The 20,029-nt window shown below is 68.2% G+C and carries 17 protein-coding genes and 1 pseudogene; 9 read left to right on the top strand and 9 right to left on the bottom strand.

Going from position 1 to position 20,029, the window contains the following annotated elements:
• Positions 1–56: 56 nt before the first annotated feature.
• From ACFYP5_RS22185 to ACFYP5_RS22160, 6 genes are all read right to left on the bottom strand, one after another.
• A complete protein-coding gene (locus tag ACFYP5_RS22185) occupies positions 57–1,325 on the bottom strand; it encodes a cytochrome P450 (RefSeq protein ID WP_389038618.1) in 1,269 nt (422 codons plus the stop codon).
• Entirely contained in the window at positions 1,322–1,930 is a 609-nt protein-coding gene (locus ACFYP5_RS22180; protein ID WP_389038615.1) for an ATP/GTP-binding protein, read from the bottom strand. Before ACFYP5_RS22180 ends, ACFYP5_RS22185 begins: the two co-directional genes overlap by 4 nt.
• Complete coding sequence (locus ACFYP5_RS22175; protein WP_389038612.1) at positions 1,911–2,282, bottom strand: DUF742 domain-containing protein; 372 nt, start codon at positions 2,280–2,282, stop codon at positions 1,911–1,913. Before ACFYP5_RS22175 ends, ACFYP5_RS22180 begins: the two co-directional genes overlap by 20 nt.
• A complete protein-coding gene (locus ACFYP5_RS22170; RefSeq protein ID WP_030976251.1) occupies positions 2,279–2,689 on the bottom strand; it encodes a roadblock/LC7 domain-containing protein in 411 nt (136 codons plus the stop codon). The genes ACFYP5_RS22175 and ACFYP5_RS22170 overlap by 4 nt, the downstream gene beginning before the upstream one ends.
• 4 nt (positions 2,690–2,693) lie before the next feature.
• The gene (locus ACFYP5_RS22165) at positions 2,694–4,352 is read right to left on the bottom strand and encodes a sensor histidine kinase (RefSeq protein ID WP_389038610.1); all 1,659 of its coding nucleotides are present in this window, start codon (positions 4,350–4,352) and stop codon (positions 2,694–2,696) included.
• Positions 4,353–5,161: 809 nt separating this feature from the next.
• Complete coding sequence (locus ACFYP5_RS22160; RefSeq protein WP_389038607.1) at positions 5,162–5,479, bottom strand: hypothetical protein; 318 nt, start codon at positions 5,477–5,479, stop codon at positions 5,162–5,164.
• 1,235 nt (positions 5,480–6,714) lie between these two features.
• On the opposite strand from ACFYP5_RS22160, the gene ACFYP5_RS22155 reads away from it, so the two are divergent.
• Positions 6,715–8,145: a glycosyltransferase gene (locus ACFYP5_RS22155; protein WP_389038605.1), complete on the top strand. Its 1,431-nt coding sequence runs from the start codon at positions 6,715–6,717 to the stop codon at positions 8,143–8,145.
• A 284-nt stretch (positions 8,146–8,429) separates the two neighbouring features.
• Positions 8,430–9,845, top strand: a complete 1,416-nt coding sequence (locus ACFYP5_RS22150; RefSeq protein WP_389038602.1) for a cellulose binding domain-containing protein — start codon at positions 8,430–8,432, stop codon at positions 9,843–9,845.
• A gap of 33 nt (positions 9,846–9,878) precedes the next feature.
• On the opposite strand, the gene ACFYP5_RS22145 is transcribed toward ACFYP5_RS22150, so the two are convergent.
• Complete coding sequence (locus ACFYP5_RS22145; RefSeq protein ID WP_389038599.1) at positions 9,879–10,457, bottom strand: TetR/AcrR family transcriptional regulator; 579 nt, start codon at positions 10,455–10,457, stop codon at positions 9,879–9,881.
• Positions 10,458–10,508: 51 nt separating this feature from the next.
• Between ACFYP5_RS22145 and ACFYP5_RS22140 the strand changes: the two genes are divergently transcribed.
• Both ACFYP5_RS22140 and ACFYP5_RS22135 read left to right on the top strand, forming a co-directional pair.
• The gene (locus ACFYP5_RS22140; RefSeq protein ID WP_389038595.1) at positions 10,509–11,012 is read left to right on the top strand and encodes a GNAT family N-acetyltransferase; all 504 of its coding nucleotides are present in this window, start codon (positions 10,509–10,511) and stop codon (positions 11,010–11,012) included.
• A 298-nt stretch (positions 11,013–11,310) separates the two neighbouring features.
• Positions 11,311–11,589: pseudogene (locus tag ACFYP5_RS22135) on the top strand (alpha/beta fold hydrolase); the annotation flags it as partial.
• A 348-nt stretch (positions 11,590–11,937) separates the two neighbouring features.
• On the opposite strand, the gene ACFYP5_RS22130 reads toward ACFYP5_RS22135, so the two are convergent.
• Positions 11,938–12,321, bottom strand: a complete 384-nt coding sequence (locus ACFYP5_RS22130) for a VOC family protein (protein WP_389038592.1) — start codon at positions 12,319–12,321, stop codon at positions 11,938–11,940.
• A gap of 583 nt (positions 12,322–12,904) precedes the next feature.
• Here ACFYP5_RS22130 and ACFYP5_RS22125 point away from each other — a divergent pair.
• The 3 genes from ACFYP5_RS22125 (at position 12,905) to ACFYP5_RS22115 (ending at position 16,843) form a co-directional block, all read left to right on the top strand.
• Positions 12,905–14,425, top strand: coding sequence for a hypothetical protein (locus ACFYP5_RS22125; RefSeq protein ID WP_389038589.1), 1,521 nt, complete (start codon positions 12,905–12,907; stop codon positions 14,423–14,425).
• Between the two features lie 502 nt (positions 14,426–14,927).
• The gene (locus ACFYP5_RS22120; RefSeq protein WP_389038587.1) at positions 14,928–15,110 is read left to right on the top strand and encodes a hypothetical protein; all 183 of its coding nucleotides are present in this window, start codon (positions 14,928–14,930) and stop codon (positions 15,108–15,110) included.
• Positions 15,111–15,223: 113 nt separating this feature from the next.
• A complete protein-coding gene (locus tag ACFYP5_RS22115) occupies positions 15,224–16,843 on the top strand; it encodes a phytoene desaturase family protein (protein ID WP_389038584.1) in 1,620 nt (539 codons plus the stop codon).
• A 398-nt stretch (positions 16,844–17,241) separates the two neighbouring features.
• On the opposite strand, the gene ACFYP5_RS22110 is transcribed toward ACFYP5_RS22115, so the two are convergent.
• Positions 17,242–17,676: a MarR family winged helix-turn-helix transcriptional regulator gene (locus ACFYP5_RS22110; RefSeq protein WP_389038582.1), complete on the bottom strand. Its 435-nt coding sequence runs from the start codon at positions 17,674–17,676 to the stop codon at positions 17,242–17,244.
• A 113-nt stretch (positions 17,677–17,789) separates the two neighbouring features.
• Here ACFYP5_RS22110 and ACFYP5_RS22105 point away from each other — a divergent pair, with 113 nt between their 5' ends.
• Positions 17,790–18,917: an NADH:flavin oxidoreductase gene (locus tag ACFYP5_RS22105; protein ID WP_389038580.1), complete on the top strand. Its 1,128-nt coding sequence runs from the start codon at positions 17,790–17,792 to the stop codon at positions 18,915–18,917.
• Positions 18,918–19,260: 343 nt separating this feature from the next.
• Positions 19,261–19,659, top strand: a complete 399-nt coding sequence (locus tag ACFYP5_RS22100) for a DUF6234 family protein (protein WP_389038578.1) — start codon at positions 19,261–19,263, stop codon at positions 19,657–19,659.
• Positions 19,660–20,029: the final 370 nt, after the last annotated feature.

Below are 20,029 nucleotides of genomic sequence, written 5' to 3'. Positions count from 1 at the left end.
CCGGCCGGATACGTCCGGCCGGGCAGAGGAGGATCACAAACCGGTGGTCGTGCTGGTCAGACCGCGGCGGTCTGGGCCACGAACTCGACCGGCAGACTGTCCAGGCGCGCCTCCCAGGTGGAGGCGGTCGAGGTGAGGTCGTCGGCCGGCACGGCGAGGCGCAGTCCCGGCAGCCGGTGCACCAGGACGTCGACGGCCGTCTCGATGATGGCCTGGCCGATGTTCTGGCCCGGACACTCGTGCGCGCCGCCGCTGAAGGCGAGGTGCGACTGGTTGCCCTGGATGGAGACCCCGGCGTCGGGACGGATCTCCGGGTCGAGGTTGCCTGCGGTGAGCCCGAGCACCAGGAGGTCGCCCTCCTTGATGTGGTGACCGGCGAGTTCCAGGTCAGCGGTGGCGAAGCGCCCCGGGAGGACGGCGAGCGGCGGAGTGTTCCACATCACCTCTTCGACGACGGTGGTGATGTTGAGCTGTCCACTCACCAGCCCCGCGAGCCGGGAGGTGTCGGTGAGGATCAGCTGCAGCACCCGGGCCAGCAGATTGCTGGTGGTGGTGTGAGCGGTGATCAGCACCAGGCGCAGATGGCTCAGGATCTCGCCGTCGTCCAGGCCGGCTTCGTGTCCGAGCAACCCGGTGGTGAAGTCGGAGCCCGGCTCGGCGCGCTTACGCTCGGCGAGTTCCCCGAGGATCTCCATGATGCGGTCGTTGTGGGCGAGGGCTCCCTCGCCGCCCTTGATGACCTGGGCGCAGGAGACGGCGAGGTTGTGCCCCTCGGCAGCCGGGAGCCCGAACAGCCTGGTCAGTACGAGCATCGGCAGGTACTCGGCGTAGTCGCCCACCAGGTCGGCACTGCCCTCGTCGGCGAACGCGTCGATCTGCTTGTTCGCGAAGTGGGTGACATGGCGGCGGATGCCACGGCCTGCGATGCCCTGCAGATTGTCGGTGACCGCTCCGCGCAGCCTGCGGTGCGGCTCGCCGTCCTGGGACACGCAGTCGGGGCGCCATCCCAGCATCTGGATCAGCGGCGAGGTGGCCTCGACGCGCCCTTCCTTCCAGTCCCGCCAGATGCGCGAATCCCGGCTGAACTGGCGGGGGTTGTCGAGTACCCGCCGGTTCTCACGGTAGCCGAGGACCAGCCAGGCCGGGATGTCGCCCTCGAGGAGGACCGGCGCCACGGCCCCGTGCTCCTTGCGCAGCCGCCCGTAGATGCTGTGCGGGTCGAGTGCCGCGTCCGGCCCGTACAGCCGGGTGAGGTCGTCGTCGCCGCCGTGCGCGACGGGGCAGCCACGGGGGGCGGAGGGGCCGTTGGTGAGCTGGTCGTTCATCGGGGCTCCAGTGCGGCGGCGGCAGAGCGTTCCTGGAGGTGGCGTATCAGCGCGACGAGGACGTCGCGGCTGGATGCCCGGTCCCGGGCGTCGCAGGCCACGATCGGGGTGTGCGGGGAGATGTCCAGGGCGTCGCGGATCTCCTCGATCGGGTGCTCCTTGGAATCCGGGAAGACGTTCAGCGCGATGACGAAGGGGACGTCCTGCCGCTCCATCTCCTCGATGGCCCTGAAGCTGGAGGCGAGGCGGCGGGTGTCCACCAGGACCACCGCTCCGAGAGCGCCCTTGAACAGACCGTTCCACAGGAACCAGAACCGCTCCTGGCCCGGCGTCCCGAACAGGTAGAGCACCAGTTCGTCATTGATGCCGATCTTGCCGAAGTCCAGGCTGACGGTGGTCTCCGTCTTGTCCGCCACGCCGATCAGGTTGTCGACACCGGCACTGGCCTGGGTCAGTGTCTCCTCGGTCGTCAGCGGCTTGATGTCGCTGACCGAGGCCACCATGGTGGTCTTTCCGGTGCCGAAGCCACCGGCGATCATCACCTTCACCGAGCGGGTGCCGCCGCCCAACCTTCGGTCGGGATGGTCAAAGCCTTTGAAGTCCACTGAGTACCTCCTCAAGGAGCGCGAGGTCGGGCCCGCGGCCGGCGCCTGACGCCGGGATGGGATTACGGGCTTCGACGCGGCCTGCGTCCAGCAGATCGGCCAGGAGCACCGCGAGAATGTTGAAGGGCAATCCGAGATGGGCGCCGAGTTCGGCCACCGACAGCGGATCGCGGCAGCGCCGGATGATCTCCTCGTGCTCATGCTGCATGCCCGGAACGGCAGCGGAACAAGAGACGATGAGGGTCGCCACGTCGAGACTCGCCGCAGAACCGCCCGGTCCGCTGCGGCCACCGGTAAGGACGTAGTAGCGCTCAAGACCGGACGGGTCCGTGGGACGGCGGGGAGCACTCATCCAGAGTGCTCGTCCAGGCGCGGAGTGGTGCCGAGGAGCTCGCCCATCCTGCGGGCCAGATCCCTCATCTGGTGGCCGAGAAGACCTTGGTCGAGTCCTTCCCTGGCAAGCACTCCCAGGTATGTCTCCACACCGGCCCTCACCACGAACAAGTGGCCCCCGTCGACCTCGATCATCGCGAGGCGCAACTGCCCCGCGTACTTGGGGAACTGCTTGGCCACTGGCTGGGCCAGCGCCTGCAGACCCGCGACCACGGCGGCGAACCGGTCCACGTCGTCGGGGTCCTCGGCACCGTAGGAGGTGATCGCCTTGCCGTCGCTCGATGCCACGAGGGCGAAGCGGATCTCCTTGATGCTCTCCGTCAGATCGCGGAGCGCCCAGCTCACATCGGTTCCCTGTTGCGTCATGGGACTAGTCGCTCTCTTCAGTGCGGTACTCGTTGAACTCGCGTACGGCAGTCGTCTCGCCGTCCGTGGCCGGGTCGCGTTCCGTGGTCATCTCGCGCGGTGGGCCGCTTGCCCGTCCGGCCGTGGCAAAGGCCGCCAGGCCGGCGAAGGACGCGTCGGGCGGCACGGCGGCCACGGTCTCTCTGCGGTCGGCGGCACCGGGCTGCGGTCCCGCAATATCGTTCCGGATGCTGCGGCGCCTGGGCAGACCACCGGGAGTGGTGTCCGGAGCTTCAGCAGTCTCCACAGACCCGGTTCGGACCGGCTCGGGAGCCGGCGCGACCACCGCAACAGGAGCCGGCTCGGTGGCGGCGGGCAACTGACTGAAAAACTTGTGCGGCACGACCACGACCACCGACGTACCGAGCCACGGCGAGTCCGCGAAGGTGACCCGGATGCCGTAACGGCGTGCCAGGGCGCCCACCACACGCAGGCCCAGGTTCGCGTCCTCCGAGATACCACCCAGGCCCGGGCCCTTCGACGTACCCGCGAGCGACTGCTCCGCCTCGCGCTTCTTCTCCTCGCTCAGGCCCTTGCCCGCATCCTGGATCTCGATGCCGACGCCGTTGGGGACCTCCTTGCCGGAGACGACCACGGCCTCGGTGGGCGGCGAGTAACGCGCCGCATTGTCCAGGAGGTGAGCGAACATCAGCGTGAGGTGGTCCACCAGACCCCCGTCGACGCCGAGTTCAGGCAGGTGACGGACCTGGACACGGTCGAAGTCCTTGATCCGGCCGATGCCGCCACGCACCACGCTCAGCAGTCGCTGCGGCTCCTGCCACTGCCGTCCCGGCCGGTCCGACCCCCCCAGCACACCGATACTGGCCGCGAGACAGTCGGCAGGGCCGATCTCCTGGTCCAACTCCATGAGTCCCTGGGCCACCGCGGGCAGCCGCCCGTGCTCGCCCTGCATCTCGTGCAGCCGACCGCGCAGCTTGCTGGTCAGCACATGAATCCGGCTGCCGATACTGATCACAGCCTGCTCGGCCGACGTGGAACGGTCGAACTCCTCCTCCACACCGATCAGCGCAGTCCGCAGGACCTTGCGCAACTCGGCGCGCAACTCCGGACCGGCATCCGTCTCCCGGCCGACCTCCAGCAGGATGTCGTCGATGGCCTCGCCGTCCCGCAACCGCTTGAGCGCATCGGGGAGATACGAGTCACCAAGCCGACCCACGACGGCCTGCTGGAGGACGAGCTGCTCCTCCCAGACCTGTGCCTGCGCAGCAACACCGCTCTCGTGGGCCTGCGACTGCTCGGCGAGCCGAGCTTCGAAACCCCTGGCCTGTTCGGCCAGTTCCGCACCAAGGCCGGAGCGCTCAGCCGCGAAATTCCTCTCCAGGCCCGCCGCATGCTGCTCCCACTGCCGGGAGAGCTCGGCCTGCGAGGTGCGGAAGTGTTCGTCGGAACGCCGCAGTTGGCCCCGGGCGCGGAAGAGGAGCCGTACACAGACAGCACTGGCCGCGGTGGCTGCGGCGCCGGCGAACGTCGCGGGTATCTGGACCTGGTCAGGACCCGCGACCACCGCGGCGACGGTCCCGGCTCCTAAAGCGATCGGCATCAGCCACCAGCTGTACTGGGCAACTGGTGCACGCGCCGCCGGGGGCGGAGAGGCAAGTTCCATCTGCATCCTTCGAAGCAAACGACCGAACAAGGGGGTGTGCAAGCGCCGTGTACGTCAAAAACACAGCACGAGGCGACCGAGTGCGTTCGTGTCAACTCGCAGCGCCGCAGGGGAGCCTATCGGGTCCGACATCAAAAGGATCAACCCCCTCCGCATACCAGTTCGTATCAAGTCACGCTCCGAGCGGATCAACTCAGTGCGCGCACCGGCGTTGCCGGGAAACCCAGCCCCTTCCCGCCAAGATCCAGCCAAGTTCAAGCAGCGGACGAGTGAACGCCCCCGACGAATACCGGCCGCACTCCGGACGGCCGCACCCGCCCTCCTCGTGAGCTGGGACAGTCGACGCGCAGTGCACGCGACAGTTGCCGACGCCCATCCGGACTGAAGAGTCCCAGGACGGCAGTCCCAGAACGGCAGCCCCAGGACGGCAGCGGAGTCGACCCCTCGGACAAGCCAGCTCCTGGACCTGCCGACCAGTGGTCTGCGCTGGTGCCCTCGCTTCAACGCCACAGCACAGGAAACGGCCAGGACCGAACAGGGCAGCCGGACGGTCAGCGAGGCATCAACAGCCTGGGTGCCAGATGGCGGGACGCCTTCGCTCGGCCGGCCAAAGCGCCCTGGTGGTAGTACGTGCGCCGGTGGCCGGCTCCGTCAGACGCCGCAGGGAGGGAGCTCCGCCACGCCCGGCTCGCTGTCGTCGGCGAAGTACGTCGTGTGAACGATGCCCCGAGCGCGTACTACCCCTGGCATCCCGCTGACCTCGACCGGCGGCTCCGGGGCCACCGAACCCGCATGCGTCACGCCTGTGGTCAGAATTCGCTGTCGATGCCGGTCACGGCAGCCGGGCCCAGCGGTGCATCGTCCTGTGTGAAACCGCTGTCCCTCAGCGCGCTGGAAACCAGACGTACTGCTTCCGCCTCGGCGCCGGCCCGGCTGTCGGCCTCGACCTCGAGCCTGACGGAAAACGTACTGCCCTCACCGACCGTCAGAAGGTTCAGCTCCTCACTCTCCCCCAGATCGGTGTTCTTCGGATCCTGGGGGCGCAGCCTGCGTTCCATATCGGCGCGTGAGGCATCGGTGACGCCGTGGACGAAGGTACCGGGAACAGTGATGACATAGGTGGTCACAGGAACTCCTTACACGGACGCCCCCGCCATGCGGGGCGCCTCCGGCCCGGTCAGGGGGTGCTGTCACTCCATTGAGTGACGGCCAGTCAGCATGTACGCCTTGTTGCCGCGTGTGCCGCCTGTGGGCTGTCCCGCGATCGGGTGCTCCGACAACGCGGCGAGGTGCCTTAGCTGTCCTCGGACGCCCGGCAGCGGGACGGCCCTCAGCCGTCCCGGCCTTCAAAGACACGCCGCATGGCGGCCCCCTCGTCCTCAACCAGCCCACGCCGATCCGACAACTCCAGCACCTGCCCACAGTGCTCGCACAACTCCCCCTCCCTCGCGGGCGTGCCGCACGCCTTACAGAACTGCTGATCCTCCGCCTTCTCCGTCATGACGCCTCCACTTAACCGAACGAGCCGTAGACGCCGCATACCCCAGAAGGCCAACGGGAATCTCTGCAACTCAGCTTCGACCTTCGAGTGCGGATAGATCTGGAACCATCGCCGGCGCGCGGTCCCGCTCCCGGACCGCTGCCACCCCATCCCTTCCGTGAGCGTGGTAGCCGTACGGACGGCAGATCCTCGGTTCGCCGGTGCGGTGGCCAACGACCGTCGAGTTGCACTCGGTGAAGTCGGTAACACGGTACGTACCGAATTTCTGGTGGAGCGCCACTGGTGGGGGCCGGCCTCGCCTTGGGGAACTCGCCATTCCGCAGACAGGGCTCGGGCACGCTTCCAGGGATTCCTGCGGCGTGGGTAGCCGTTCGATCACATGAAGTGTTGACGTGGGATATCTGCCACAAGAAGTGCCGGCAGCGTCAGAAAAAGAAATCCCGGCGACTACCTCCTGGCGTGACTTCCGGCTGACCACCATAGTCACCGACCCCGTCACGAGGATTACCGCGACCAGCCTCGGACGTGGCACTCAGGCCTCGCCGCCCAACCCGCTGCGCAGCCTCGACGCCGCACCGAACTGCACCTACGACTACCACCCGCCCCAAGACTCCGCGCCTCGCAGAGCTCAAGGCGACAGGCCTTGAACAGCCCTTATGCATTCACAACAAAATGCTGATCCCAGAGGACTCGAATAACTGCCCCGAGCCCGGAACCGCGGCGTGCTCAAGCCTGCTCGCGGGGGCCGCGGAGGCATCGTGTGTCACATGTCTCAGACAAAATGTCCCCATTTGGCACACATGAGTTCAATACTTACCCGGGTACGAGTAAATCGACGATGTCAGGGAGTCCTCACTCGTCATGCAAAACCTCATACACGCTTGGGACGAGATCTACTCGTCCTGGCGCCAATTGCACTGGTACGGGGTGGCCGTAGGCTCTCTCCTTGGTATCAAGTTGCTCCTGTCCATCCGCCGACGCCGCAGTCCCGGTCTCACATTCAGGAAAACGACCCATCGGCTCAGCATTCACGGGGTCGTCACGGTCTACAACGAATCCCCCGCGATGCTGAGACGCTGCCTGGAATCGATCCTCGCGCAGACCCAGCTGCCTCAGTCCTTGACGGTCATCGACGACTGCTCAGCCGACCAGTCCGCCGCTGCCCTCATCGGGGAGATGCGCCCGAAGTTCGAACGGGCCGGAATCCGTCTCGGCTTCATCCGGTTCCCCGACAACCGCGGCAAGCGCCACGGACTTGCTGCAGGCTTCCGGCAGGAACCGCTCGCGGACGCGTATCTGTGCATCGACTCCGACACGGTGCTCGACGAGAACGCCGTCGCCGAACTGGCCGAACCCTTCGGGGAGCGCCGTGTCCACTGCGTCACCGGGCTGGTCCTTGCCCACAACCGCGACACCAACCTCCTCACGCGCCTCATAGACATGCGGTACGTCAACGCCTTCCTCGGCGAACGGGTCGCCTACTCCCGACTCGGTTCCGTTCTGTGCGCCTGTGGCTCTCTCGCGATGTACCGGGGGTGGGTCATCCGCAAGAACCTCGACGACTTCCTCGACCAGCGGTTCCTCGGGCGCCCCGCGACCTTCGGTGACGACCGGCGCCTCACGTACTACTGCCTGACCGAGGGCAAGTCCCTCATCCAGCCGTGCGCTGTCGGCTACACCGACGTCCCGGAGCGCCTCGGGCACTACATCCGTCAGCAGATCCGCTGGGGCAAGTCCTTCATCCGCGAAGGGTTCCTGCTCTTCGCCAAGTTCCGGCTGAGCCGAATGTACTGGTGGCTCAACCTGATCGAGCTCGTCACGTGGGTTGCCTTCACCGCGGGCATGCTCACCGCCCTCGTGGCCATCGCGCTGCATCCGACCGGCTGGGCCCTGCTCGCCAGCTACGTCGCGTACATGTGTGTCATGTCGTGGGTGCGCTCCATCCACTACCTGCGCGGCGCCGCCATGGTCGGGCTCGTCGACCGCGTGCTGACGTTCCTCGCCGCTCCGCTGTACGCGCTGCTCAACATCGCGCTGCTGCTGCCACTGCGCCTGTGGTCCCTGGCGACCCTGCGCCACACCAAGTGGGGCACCCGCACCAAGATCGAGGTCGGCGTGGACGTCGAGGCCCCCGAGGGCCGCGGCGGCGCTCCGACTCCGTCCCTCGCAATCCCCCACCAGACCTGGGACGGCGCCGCGAACTCGCGGCGCGGGCTCGCGCACAACCCGGACGACGGGGTCGCACGGCCGGCCTTCGATTTTCCCGGCCCCCAGACGCAGGTCGTCCAGTAGGCGCCACCCGGTCGGCGCCGGGGCCGTTCGAAGGTCGGCACATGCCGGAACCCGCGTAGTCGGCGATCCGCTACGGCGGTGCGACGGAGAGTGCCGGCTCCTCCCTTCCCGAGCGTTGTGTCGGGCACGCCCGGGGAGGAGGGCGCCGGCCTCCGCCAACCGTCACCCGCGCCGGTCCCGGTACCGCCCCTCCACCTGCACTGGGAGCTTCTGTGGGCACTGCCCGCCCTACCGTCCGCCCTGTCCGTCCTGATGGCCGCGGGCCACGACGTCGTGCGTGGTCCGTGTTCAAGACGTCACTCCTGGTGATCGCCGTGGCTGCCGGTGGCCTCGCGCTCTATCCCGAGTGGCGTGCCGCGCATCAAGCGCCCCCGCAGCTCACCGTCCGGTACAAGGCCGGGAGCCCTGCCACGGCCGCGGTGGCCCAGCCATGGCTGGAGGTTGTCAACACCTCCAAGAAGAGGGTGCGCCTGTCAGACGTGGCGATTCGCTACTACTTCACCGGAGACGGGACTTCCTCGTACGCGTTCAACTGCGTCAAGGCCGCTGTCGGCTGCTCGAACATCGCCGGGGAGACCGTCGCGCTGGCCCATCCCACCACCACCGCCGACCGCTACCTCCAGATCGGCTTCACGACGGGCGCAGGCAGCCTGGCACCCGGCGCCAAGAGCGGAGCCATCGGACTGCAGCTGTACCGCCCCGACGGCAGGAAGCCGGACCAGCTGGACGACCGTTCGTTCAATGCTGCCGACACCACCTTTCAGCCGTCGAGGACGGTGACTGCCTACCTGCGCGGTACGCACGTCTGGGGGGACGAGCCCACCGGCCCGGCCGGCTCCACCGGGTCGACCGGTTCCACGAGCCACGCCGCTGCGTCCGCCCAGGGCTCGTCCGTCCCCCGCCCGAGGCCTGCCCACCCGGGCGGGATCGTGTTCGACGACTTCCACTACAGCGGCCCCGACGATCCCGCGCTCCACGCGCACGGCTGGCTGGTCCGTACCAGCCCGGGCGGTCCGGGGATCCATGACACGTGGTCGGCCGCAGGCGTCAGTTTCCCGGCCGAGAAAACCGCTGCGGGCGGCCAGGTCCTGCAACTGCGGGCCAGCACCGACGGGACAAGGGCGAGCACCAAGCAGGCCGAGGTACAGAGCAGCGGCACCGACTTCCTGACGGGGACCTACGCCGCCCGGATCTACTTCAATGACAAGCCCACCAGTGGTCGCAACGGCGACCATGTCAACGAGTCCTTCTACACGATCTCGCCCAACAACTCTCGCTACAGCGAACTCGACAACGAGTACATGCCGAACGGGGGCTGGGGTGCGCCGGGCCCCAAACTCGACACCACAAGCTGGTACAGCGCCGACAGCGGGGACCGGGTCACGCACAAACTGGTCTCCAGCCTTCAGGGCTGGCACACCATGGTGATCACGGCCGCGCACGGCGTGGCCACCTACTCGGTGGACGGCCACAAGCTGTTCAGCAGCGGCGGCAAATACTTCCCACGCCAGAACATGTCCATCAACTTCAACACCTGGTTCGTGGACCTCCCCTTCACGGGTCCGCGCGCCTGGGACATGCGGGTCAACTGGTTCTACTACAAGGCCGGCAAGGCCCAGTCCCTGGCGGATGTGCACAAGGCTGTGAGCGGCCTCTACGACAGCGGCACTCACTACGTCAACACCGTCCCCAAGCACTGAGCCTGTGGCATCGCGCGACAGTGCCGGCCCGCGTCACCCCGACTGAGCCAACTGAAGGTGCACCGCTGCGGTGGTACGCGCGGTGTCGCCGGTGGCGAGCAGGTCCAGCAGCGCTCCCCGTAGGGCTGCGAGGACGAGGGTGCGCTGCGCGAGTCCGGCCTCGGTGTCGCGGAATTCGGCGGGCTGCCCGGAGGCGAGCAGCGCCAGCCAGTCGCCGACCGTGTCGCGGGCGAAGCCGGCCCACGGCCCGTCCGGGTCGATGAGGGAGCGGGCGTAGCTTTCGACCCACAGTGTCAGCAGGCCACGGTGGGCGGCGTCGGACAGCCACCGCCACAGTTCACGGGCGACCGATTGCAGCCCCTCGGGACCGTCCTGCGAGTCGGCGACCTCCCTGATGACGGCCAGCTCGTCGGCTCTGGCCCGCGCGAGCAGGGCGCGGATCAGGCCGTCCTTGCTGCCGAACAGGTAGAGCAGCACGCGCGGGCTGGACTGGATCTCCTCGGCGAGCGGGCGCAGGGACAGTTCGGTGAGGCCGCTGCGCAGGGCGTAGGCGTAGGCGGCTTCCAGCAGCTCCTGCCGCCGCGGGGAGGGGTTTGTTTCGGATCTGGTCACCGGGCTAGTCTACTGAAACAGTCGTTTCAGTGATGTGGGAGTGAGGACGTCGTGGAGAAACGTCAGGTAGTCGTTCGGCCGCTGGACCGGCCCGGGGACCTGGGCTGGGTGGTGATGGCGCACGGCGCGCTCTACGACCACGAGTTCGGCTGGGACACCAGCTTCGAGGCGCTCGTCGCCCGGATCGTCGCCGACTACGCCGAGCAGAAGGACACCGGACCCCAGGCGGCATGGATCGCCGAGGTCGACGGGGTGCGGGCGGGCTGCGTCTTCTGCGTACGCGGGGACGACCGGACCGCGAAGCTGCGCCTGCTGCTCGTCGAGCCTGCGGCGCGCGGGCTGGGCCTGGGTGCCCGCATGGTCGAGGAGTGCCTGCGGTTCGCACGGGAGGCCGGGTACGAGTCGATCACCCTGTGGACCAACGATGTGCTCGGCTCGGCCCGGCGCATCTACCAGAAGCAGGGCTTTGAACTCGTCGCCGAAGAACCCCATCACAGCTTCGGGCACGACCTCGTCGGCCAGACCTGGCAGCGCCGTCTCCGAGCAGCGCGGTGAAGTCCTCGAAGGCGTCTGAACGGCCTGTCCAGCCCTCGCGCTCGGCGGAGAACGGCTGGCGCAACTCCTTGGTGTGGGACGCCACCCGCTCCCAGGCAGGGCCTTGGCCGTCACTGCCTCGGACGGCCGCACCGGAAGGACGTATAGCTGTGGCGGGCTGCACCAGCCGCTGCCGAACGTGCAGGTCAGGCGCCGCTGATACCCGCGTGCGCGCAGACGGGCGATGATGGGAGACAGCATGCCGATCGTCGAAGCCTCGCCCGGATTGTCCATCGAGTACGAGACTTTCGGTGATCACCGCTCCTACTACCCTGCCGGAGTCGGGCGGCAACTCGGAGCAATGATTCTCGGTGGCTCACGTGCTGATGCACTCCGCAAGCTTCGAGTGCCGACCTTGGTGATTCATGGTCTGGATGACACGCCGATCGACCCCAGCGGTGGGAAGCGCACCGCTGATCTGGTGCCCGGAGCGAAGCTCCTGCTGCTCCCCGACATGGGGCACGACCGTCCCCGTGAACTCTGGCACGAGATCATCGACGCCTTGGACGCACACACCGCTCAACACTCCCTCTCGTAGGTCGAGGCGGCGTTGCCACGCGATGATGTCAGCGTCGGAGTCGTCGGCTTCTTCCCCGCGGCGGGTCGTTGGTCATGGTTGCGCCGGGGCAGGAGGCGGCGTAGTCGCGGGCGGCCGGCCGCCGCGCAGCTCGTAGCCGATGCATCGCCCCTGCGCCGCCCTCGGCCGCCATGCGTGGGCAGCACCGCGCTTGACGCCTGTCGGCGGAGCGGGTGGCACGTGCGCTGCACCGCCCGCCCGCCGCCGGGAACGAGGCGTACGCGGACCAGCGCCGTCGTCGCCGTCAGCGAGCCGGCAACCCCACCCGCCCGCGGCCCGTCGCTGCGCCCTGCTCGACGTGGCGGGACGTCAGATGGGCTTCAATTGCGTGCGCAGGAGACAGAACTCGTTGCCTTCGGGGTCGGCCAGAACATGCCAGCTCTCTTCTCCGGTCTGGCCGACGTCGGCAGGTACGGCGCCCAGCGCGAGCAACCTGGCCAGCTCGGCGTCCTGGTCGCGGTCGGTGGCGCTGACATCGATGTGCAGCGGGAGCTTCCCGAGCCGGGGATTACGGCCCGCGTTGAAGACGAGAGTGGGCTGCGCTCCGCCGAACCCAATGCCGGGTGGACCGATTTGGATACTGCCGTCACCTTCCCGAGCCACCTCGACGTAGCCGAGGACATCGCACCAGAATGCGGCCAGTCGGTCAGGGTTTTCCGCGTCGATGACGAGTTCGCTGATTCGGCATGCCATGCAGCGAGCATAGGTGCGCCGGCCGGGCCCCGTCCCGATCCGAGCGACACGATCCCCTCGGCCCGCCGGGCTCGGACTCACCTGGACGTCATGGACGCAGAGCCCTTGGCGCAGTAGTTCCTACTCGACGTGAATCACCTAGGTGACCCGTCACATTGGTTCGGTGGGGCTCGGGTTGGGCCGGCAGTGGGGGCGATTTCCGCGCAGGACATCGCAGAGGCAGTGAGGGCGTCGAGTACGTCTGCGAGGGTGAGCAGTCGGGTGGAGCGCAGGATGCGGGGCAGGACGCCGACCGGGGCGGGGCCGTCAAGGACAGGGCCGGCGTCGGCTGGTCCGGGTGAGCCGGGTGACAGGCAGGTGGTTGTTCCCGAGCCGAGTGTGAGCGATCACGACTTCCGCCGCTGCGGGCGATCTTGTGATGCCACACAGCGAGCTCATCGTGCGGGTGAATAGTCATTTTGGTTTGCCCTTTGTGTTGCGGTATGCGTAGATTTCGGCCATGCTGCCCGCGAACCCTTTGCTCTCAGCTCGCAGTTGAGCGACAACGCGACCCCTCATCATCGGCTGGGAGGACCTCGCCCATATGTCCGGAACCGTCGACCGGTGGACCACCACGGTGCGCAGAGCTCGCAGGGCCGGCACGCTGTGGCCGTGGTGTCTGGCGGCCATCGCGGCGGCCTGCGGTTATGCCGTGGCCACCGTCTTTCACCCCGGGTACCTCAGCGCGGACAGCAACACCCAGCTGTGGCAGGCGCTGGGCGATGAGCCGGTGAACGACTGGCATCCGCCGGTGATGGCGCTTGCGTGGCGGATCATCATCCGGATCACGGGTGACTTCTCGACCATGGCCGCCCTGCAGGCCGCCGTGCTGTGGGGGACGCTGTGGGTCCTCGCCCGGCTGGGGTGGAAGAAGACCGGCAGCCGTGGGCTCTCCCTCGCGGTGCTGGCCGTCGGCTTCGCACCGCACATCATGAACTTCACGGGCGTGGTGTGGAAGGACGTGCACATGGCGTACGCGCTCCTCGCGGTCTTCGCGATCGCGCTCACCGTGCGTGAGCTGCCACCGGACCGGGTCAAGACCCGTTGGGCCCTGCTGGTGCCGGCTCTGCTGTTCCTCGCGTACGCCGCCCTCGTACGGAAGAACGGTATCCCCGCCGCGATCCCGGTCTTCGCCCTACTGGTCCTCGCGGCGTGGCCCGCCCCGGGCCGGCGACGCTGGCTGGTCGCCACCGGTGCCTTCGTCGCGGTCGTGATCGCCGGCAGCGCCGGTGTGTCCGCGGCCACTGCCCCGTTGGCCACCCGCGTGTACGCGGTGATCCCGGTGGACGATCTCGTCCACGTCCTCACCCCGGCCCAGGTGCGTACCGCCGCCGAACAGGCCGGCGCGAGCACGGACGTGCGAGACCGCCTGGTCACCACCGCGGTCAACTGCCGGAAGCGGCACATCACCTCCGATGCGTACCTGCAGTGCTACCCGTACCCCCGACCATTCGACGTGACGTATCTCAATCAGCACGCCGACGTTGTCGTCCGGATGTGGACGCAGCAGATGCCACAGCATTGGAAGGGCTACGTCGAGTACCGGGTCCGGGTCTTCAGCAAGCTGCTCTTCCAGAGCAACCAGGTCTTCTGGAACGGCACCCATGTCAATGCCGGCGCCCGACTCCACCCCGAAGTGGAGAAGGAGCCGCTGAACGGCACGCTGAGATCCGCTCTGCAGAACTATGTGACCGGTTTCGCCCGCGACCTGCCGATGCTTTTCCAGGGCTGGTTCTGGCTGGCCGTCTCGCTGGTGCTTGTGCTGCGTCGCCGGCGGACCGGCCCTTACACCCGGGAACTCCGGCTCCTCGGGGCCAGTTCCCTCCTGTACATCCTCGCCTACCTGCCGACGGCGCCCGAGTCCAACTACCGTTACGTGTACTGGCCCGCGCTCTCCGGGACCGTCGCACTCACACTCATCGCGATCGCCTTCGTGGCGCGTCGCCGCGCGGCGGCCGACGGCCCCGTCGGCGAGCCGGATTCCCGCGCCACCGTGCCGTCGGCCGGCCGGGCCCACGAAGCCGCCCCGGCGGGACCGCGCGAGGACGCGGGCCTCGCCGTGTGACGACGCGGTGACCCGGGCTTCGACGCTTTTCGATCAGGGCGATCCGGTGCGGTGCGCGCTCACGCCGGCGTGATCCCGTCCACGTCGGATCCGGCCGCGCATCGCACCGACGAGGAGGTCCCGGGTGGCACGCGACAGCTGCGGACGGCACGGGTGGACAAGCTCGTCCGGGCTCTCGGCCGGGTGGCTTCCTTCGGCATGGACATCCCAACTCCCGATGGGGAGCGCCAGTTGCGGCGGGACACGGCCACGGATAACCGTCCGGACGACTCGCACAGCGGCCGGCCGGGGTGCGGTGCAGCCGGACTCGCCCGGCGAGCCGCTTCAGCATCGCGTGCACCGCCTCGACGTGGCCGGGCAGTGCCCTCTTGTGAGTCCCTCAGTCCTGGGTCGGCAGCATCAGCCGATCCTCGGGTGTTGCGTTCCGTGGAGACGGGAGGAGCATGGAAAAGGGATATTCCGGAGTCGGGACCAGCAATGCCACCGATCGGGAGACCTGCGCATGAGCTCCAGGGAAGAGGCGAAAATCCTGGTCGGCCGGGCATCCGCAGAGATGGGGCGGACCGAGGCGGAGATCGTGGCTGCCTTCAGCCCTCGGGCGGCCTTCGATATCGGTGCGGAGATGCCTGATTCCTTCGGGGGAACGGACGGCATTTCCGCGTCACAGGGTCTCGACCACGGCTGACGGTGTCGGTGTCGCCGATACAGGCACCGGCCACGGTTCGTTCTCCACCTCAGCATGAGGCCGAGCGGCAGGGGACCCAAGAGATGACTGCAGCAGGCTCATACGATGCGGTCGTGATCGGCGGCGGCCACAACGGGCTCGTGGCGGCCTTGTACCTGGCTCGGGCGGGATGGTCGGTGGCGGTGCTGGAGCGTAACCCCGAGGTAGGTGGCGCCATCGCGAGCGGTGAGGTCACGGTGCCGGGGTTCATCCACGACCTGTACTCCACCAACCAGAACCTCTTCCTCGGATCCCGGACGTACGCCGATTTCGGTTCGGACCTGTCACGCCATGGACTGAGGTTCCGCACCACCGACCACCCCTATGCCAACGTCTTCCCGGACGGGTCGAGCGTGGGCGTCTACTCCGACTACGAGCGCACCGTCGGGCAGTTGGCGAAACACAGCTCCGGGGATGCCGAGGGCTTCGCCGGCCTGTATCAGCAGTACAGACAATTCGCGCCGCACCTGTTCGGCCTTTACGGAAGTGCCGTGCCATCGAGCGCGGCAGTTCGGCAGGTTCTGAACCTACTGCGTCACCATGGCCTGCGCGGTGCGAGGGAACTCACGCACACGCTGCTGATGAGTACCAGGGAGATGGGCAGGACCTGGTTCACCACCCGGGAGGCGCGCGCCATGGCGGCCTGCTGGGGCATGCACCTGGACTTCGGCCCGGATGTGGCCGGCGGCGCGATGTTCCCGCTCCTGGAAATGTTCGCCGACATGGAAAATGGCATGTCCGTCGTCGAAGGGGGCGCGCAGCGACTGCCTCAGGCGCTCGCTGCGGTACTGGCGGAGCACGGCGGCGAGGTCCACACCAGCGCGGAGGTGGACCGGGTCCTGTGCTCGAACGGCCGGGCTGTCGGTGTGCGCTGCGCCGACGGCAGCACGCTGACGGCGCGTCGCGCCGTGATTGCGAACGTCGGGCCCCCAGCCCTGTACCAGCGACTACTGGAATCCGATCAGGTGCCTGCACAGGTGCGCCGAAAATCACGCGGATACCTGTACGGCCCCGGCACCATGATGCTGCACCTTGCACTTGACGGGCCATTGCCTTGGGCGGCGGGAGACGAGCTCGCCGGCTTCGGGTACGTGCACGTGGCACCGTACGTCGATGATCTGGCACGTACCTATACCGAGTCGCAGGCCGGGCTCCTGCCCGCGGAACCGCTGCTCATCGTGGGACAGACTTCAGCGGTCGACCCGACTCGGGCCCCGGCAGGCAGCCACGTCGTGTGGATCCAGATCCGTACGATGCCCTCAGCCATCCGCGGAGACGCGGCGGGGACCATCCGGCACACCAGCTGGCCCGAAGCGGTCGAGCCGATGACCGACCGGGTGTTGACCAAGTTGGAGTACTACGCGCCTGGCAGCCGGCCACGGATTGTCCGCGCCACCGCATACACCCCTCAGGACCTCGAGTCGGCCGATCCGAACCTTGTCGGCGGTGACAGTGCCGCCGGCAGCCACCACCTTTCCCAGAACTTCTTCTTCCGGCCGATGTCTGGGCACAGCGGCTACCGCACGGCGGTCCCCGGCCTGTACCTGACCGGTGCGGCGACATGGCCGGGAGCGGGCAACAACGCCACGTCTGGTCGGCTCACGGCTCGCCAGGTACTCAAAGATGTGCGTCTGCGCGGTTGGGCATCACGTTCAGCGCGATGCCGGTGGACGGCAGGCCCCCGACCTACATGACGGATGCGTCGTCACTCCCGACGGGCCCGGCGTTCTGGTGTGGGAGAACTCGGACCAAGGGTCGTCCCGTGATCCCTGGTGGAACTGACGCACGGCGCGCGGTCCCGGCTTGAGCCGTTCTTGCCGACGGGCAAGTAGCCGGGGCGGCAGCAGGCATGGCCGCATCGGCAGCTGATCGACGGCATACGGTGGCGGGCCAGGACCGGTGCCCGTCGCGGGCTCTCCCGGGGCGGTACGCGCCAAGGGAGAAGAAGTCCTACGACCCGTTCCGGCGCCGGCCGGCGTGACGGCACCTGGAAGCGGATCTTGAGCAACCGGGCCGATTCGAGGGAGAGTCACGGACCACCCGGGCCCTGGTGTTCCGGTCGGGACTCACAGCACCGGCCGATGTCCCCGGTTCAGGCGGCGGGCCGGGAGATGAAGACTCGTTCCAGCAGTGTGTGCAGGGAGTCCCGCTCCTGGTCGCTGAGCGCGTCCAGACCCTCCTGCGTAGTGCGCATCTTCGCGCGAATCGCGTCCGTGACGTGCTCGCCCTCGGCTGTGAGGACGACGTTCTTGATGCGCCGGTCGGAGGGGCTGGGCTCGCGGCGCACCAGGCCGCGCTTCTCCAGCCGGTCGACGATCCCGGTCATGTTGGAGGCGTCGCAGGTCATGGTGTGGGCCAGGGCGCGCATCGCGGCGGGGCCCCGGCGCAGCACGGTCAATGCCTTGCCCTGGCTCGCGGTGAGGTTCTCGCTCGCTGCCGCGACCGTGAAGTCACCGTAATAGGCACCGAGGCACACCGAGAGCATCTCCATGAGCCGGGCCGTATCGACGCGAGCAGTTCCTGTCATGGCACTCACTTTACCCAGGAAACTTGACAATCTCAAATATCTACATTTACCGTCTTCTCATTGCTTGAAGTTATCAACCATCCACGTTATCAAGTACCACGAGGAGCACCTCTGTGACCGTCACGTCGACTTCGGCCCCCCGGGCGGCCGAGATCCTTTCCCGGCCCGTCGCGCTGAACGGCCTGACTGTCCCGAACCGCATCGTGATGGCGCCGATGACGCGAATGTTCTCGCCGGGCGGCGTTCCCGGTGAGGACGTGCGGTCGTACTACGCCCGTCGCGCCGCCGCGGGTGTGGGCCTGATCGTCACCGAGGGGACCTACGTCGGCCACGAGTCGGCCGGGCAGAGCGACCGTGTGCCGCGGTTCCACGGTGAGGAGCAGCTGGCGGGATGGGCGAAGGTCGCCGAGGAGGTCCACGCGGCGGGCGGCACGATCGTCCCGCAGCTGTGGCACATCGGCATGGTGCGCAAGCAGGGCGATGCACCCTACGCCGATGCCCCCGCAGTCGGCCCTTCCGGCATCCGTGTCGACGGCACCGAGGGCACCGGCAAGGCGATGACCCGGCGCGACCTGGACGACGTCATCGGCGCATTCGTCGAGGCTGCCGCGGCCGCCGAGCGCATCGGCTTCGACGGCGTCGAACTGCACGGCGCCCACGGCTACCTTCTCGACCAGTTCCTGTGGGCGGGAACGAATCGCCGTACCGATGCCTACGGCGGCGACCCCGTGGCCCGTACGAAGTTCGCGGCCGAGATCGTGGCCGCGGTCCGCGAGACCGTCTCACCCGACTTCCCCGTGATCTTCCGCTATTCGCAGTGGAAGCAGGAGGCATACGACGCGAGGCTCGCCCAGACCCCGGAGGAGCTGGATGCGATCCTGACCCCGCTCGCCGCGGCCGGCGTCGACGCCTTCCATGCCTCCACCCGCCGCTACTGGCTCCCGGAGTTCGAGGACTCGGATCTGAACCTGGCGGGCTGGACCAAGAAGCTCACCGGCCGGCCCACGATCACCGTCGGCTCGGTCGGCCTCGACGGCGACTTCATCCGCGCGTTCGCGGGCGAGGGTGCCGCGGTCGGCAGCATCGACAACCTCCTCGACCGCATGGAGCGCGACGAGTTCGACCTGGTCGCCGTCGGCCGCGCCCTGCTGCAGGACCCGGAGTGGGCGGCGAAGGTCCTGGCGGGCCGGGTCGAGGACCTGAATCCGTACGACGCGGCGGCGCTGAAGACGCTGAGCTAGAGCAACGCCGCGCTGAAGGTGCGGGGGTCCGGTCAGGGGCGCGGGGCTGTGGATGTGCTGCTCCGACGGACGGTTGCCCCGCCGGTACCGGTGTCCGGAGGCCCACCGTCCGAACCGCGCCGAACGGCTGAAGGGCACCCGGGCGTGCAAGCCGACCGGTTCGACGCGCCTGCACGGACCACCGGCCGGGGTTCTGAGTACTTCTACTCAGGACCCCGGTCCGCTTCTGGGCGACGCTGGACCGATGACCACGCCCCCTGCTCCCGATACCCCACCGTGGCCGGCTCACCACCCCCGCTACACAGGGGGCAACCATCCTCTGCCGTCGCAACGGCGCAGGTGGTTGCATCCGGCCGCAGACATCGCACTCGCCATCGGGCTCCTCGTGATCGACGTCATCGCCCCGCTCATCGCGTTCGTATTCGGACTCGACGCGGCTGGTTACCAGATGTTCGACCCTGCAGCCGACAACTCGTCCGTCTCGCTCACGCGCCCCTTCGCCTATGTGGCCGTGGTCGGCGGCATCGCCCTGGTCTCCGCGCTCCCTCTGTTCATGGCCCGCACATTCATCAGCTTCGGCGTCCAAGTCCTCACCGGCATGGTCCTGATCCTGGTGGCGGTCATCGGAATGTACGACGCATACCGCGATTCGCATCCACAGCCTGTCCCGGCCTCCCCCTCCGTCGACCCGGGCGCGCTCTGCCGGTCCGGCGGCGACAACAGCGAATGCGGCGGATCCTGACGGTTCTGCCCGCGATCGGTGGACCTCGCCACGGGTGCGGACACGCCGGCCCACTGGATCCGGCGTGCTGTCGAAGACAGCCTGCGCCGCCTGGACATCGGGCCGCCGATGGCGCACCCCAACCCGCTCATCACCGACAAGCGGCTGCGCCGCCGCCGGCACAGGGCACGCGTGACCGCGGACAGCCCGCACCTCGTTGCATCGCCTGCCTTGACCGGCAAAAGCGCCGTCCCGAAGGTGGGCGGAGACCGGGCGCCCCCGGCAGGACTCGAACCTTCGGCCGAGTACATGGCGCGCACTGGATCCGGGTCCGTGCCGGAGGGCTCGGCGTCTTCACGGCCCGTCCCGGCCGTGAAGACGCCGAGCCCTG

It is taken from the genome of Streptomyces sp. NPDC005262, assembly GCF_042872425.1.
Taxonomy (GTDB): domain Bacteria; phylum Actinomycetota; class Actinomycetes; order Streptomycetales; family Streptomycetaceae; genus Streptomyces.
The sequence above is the reverse complement of the archived record's forward strand: the minus strand, read 5'-3'. Positions and strand labels throughout refer to the sequence as shown.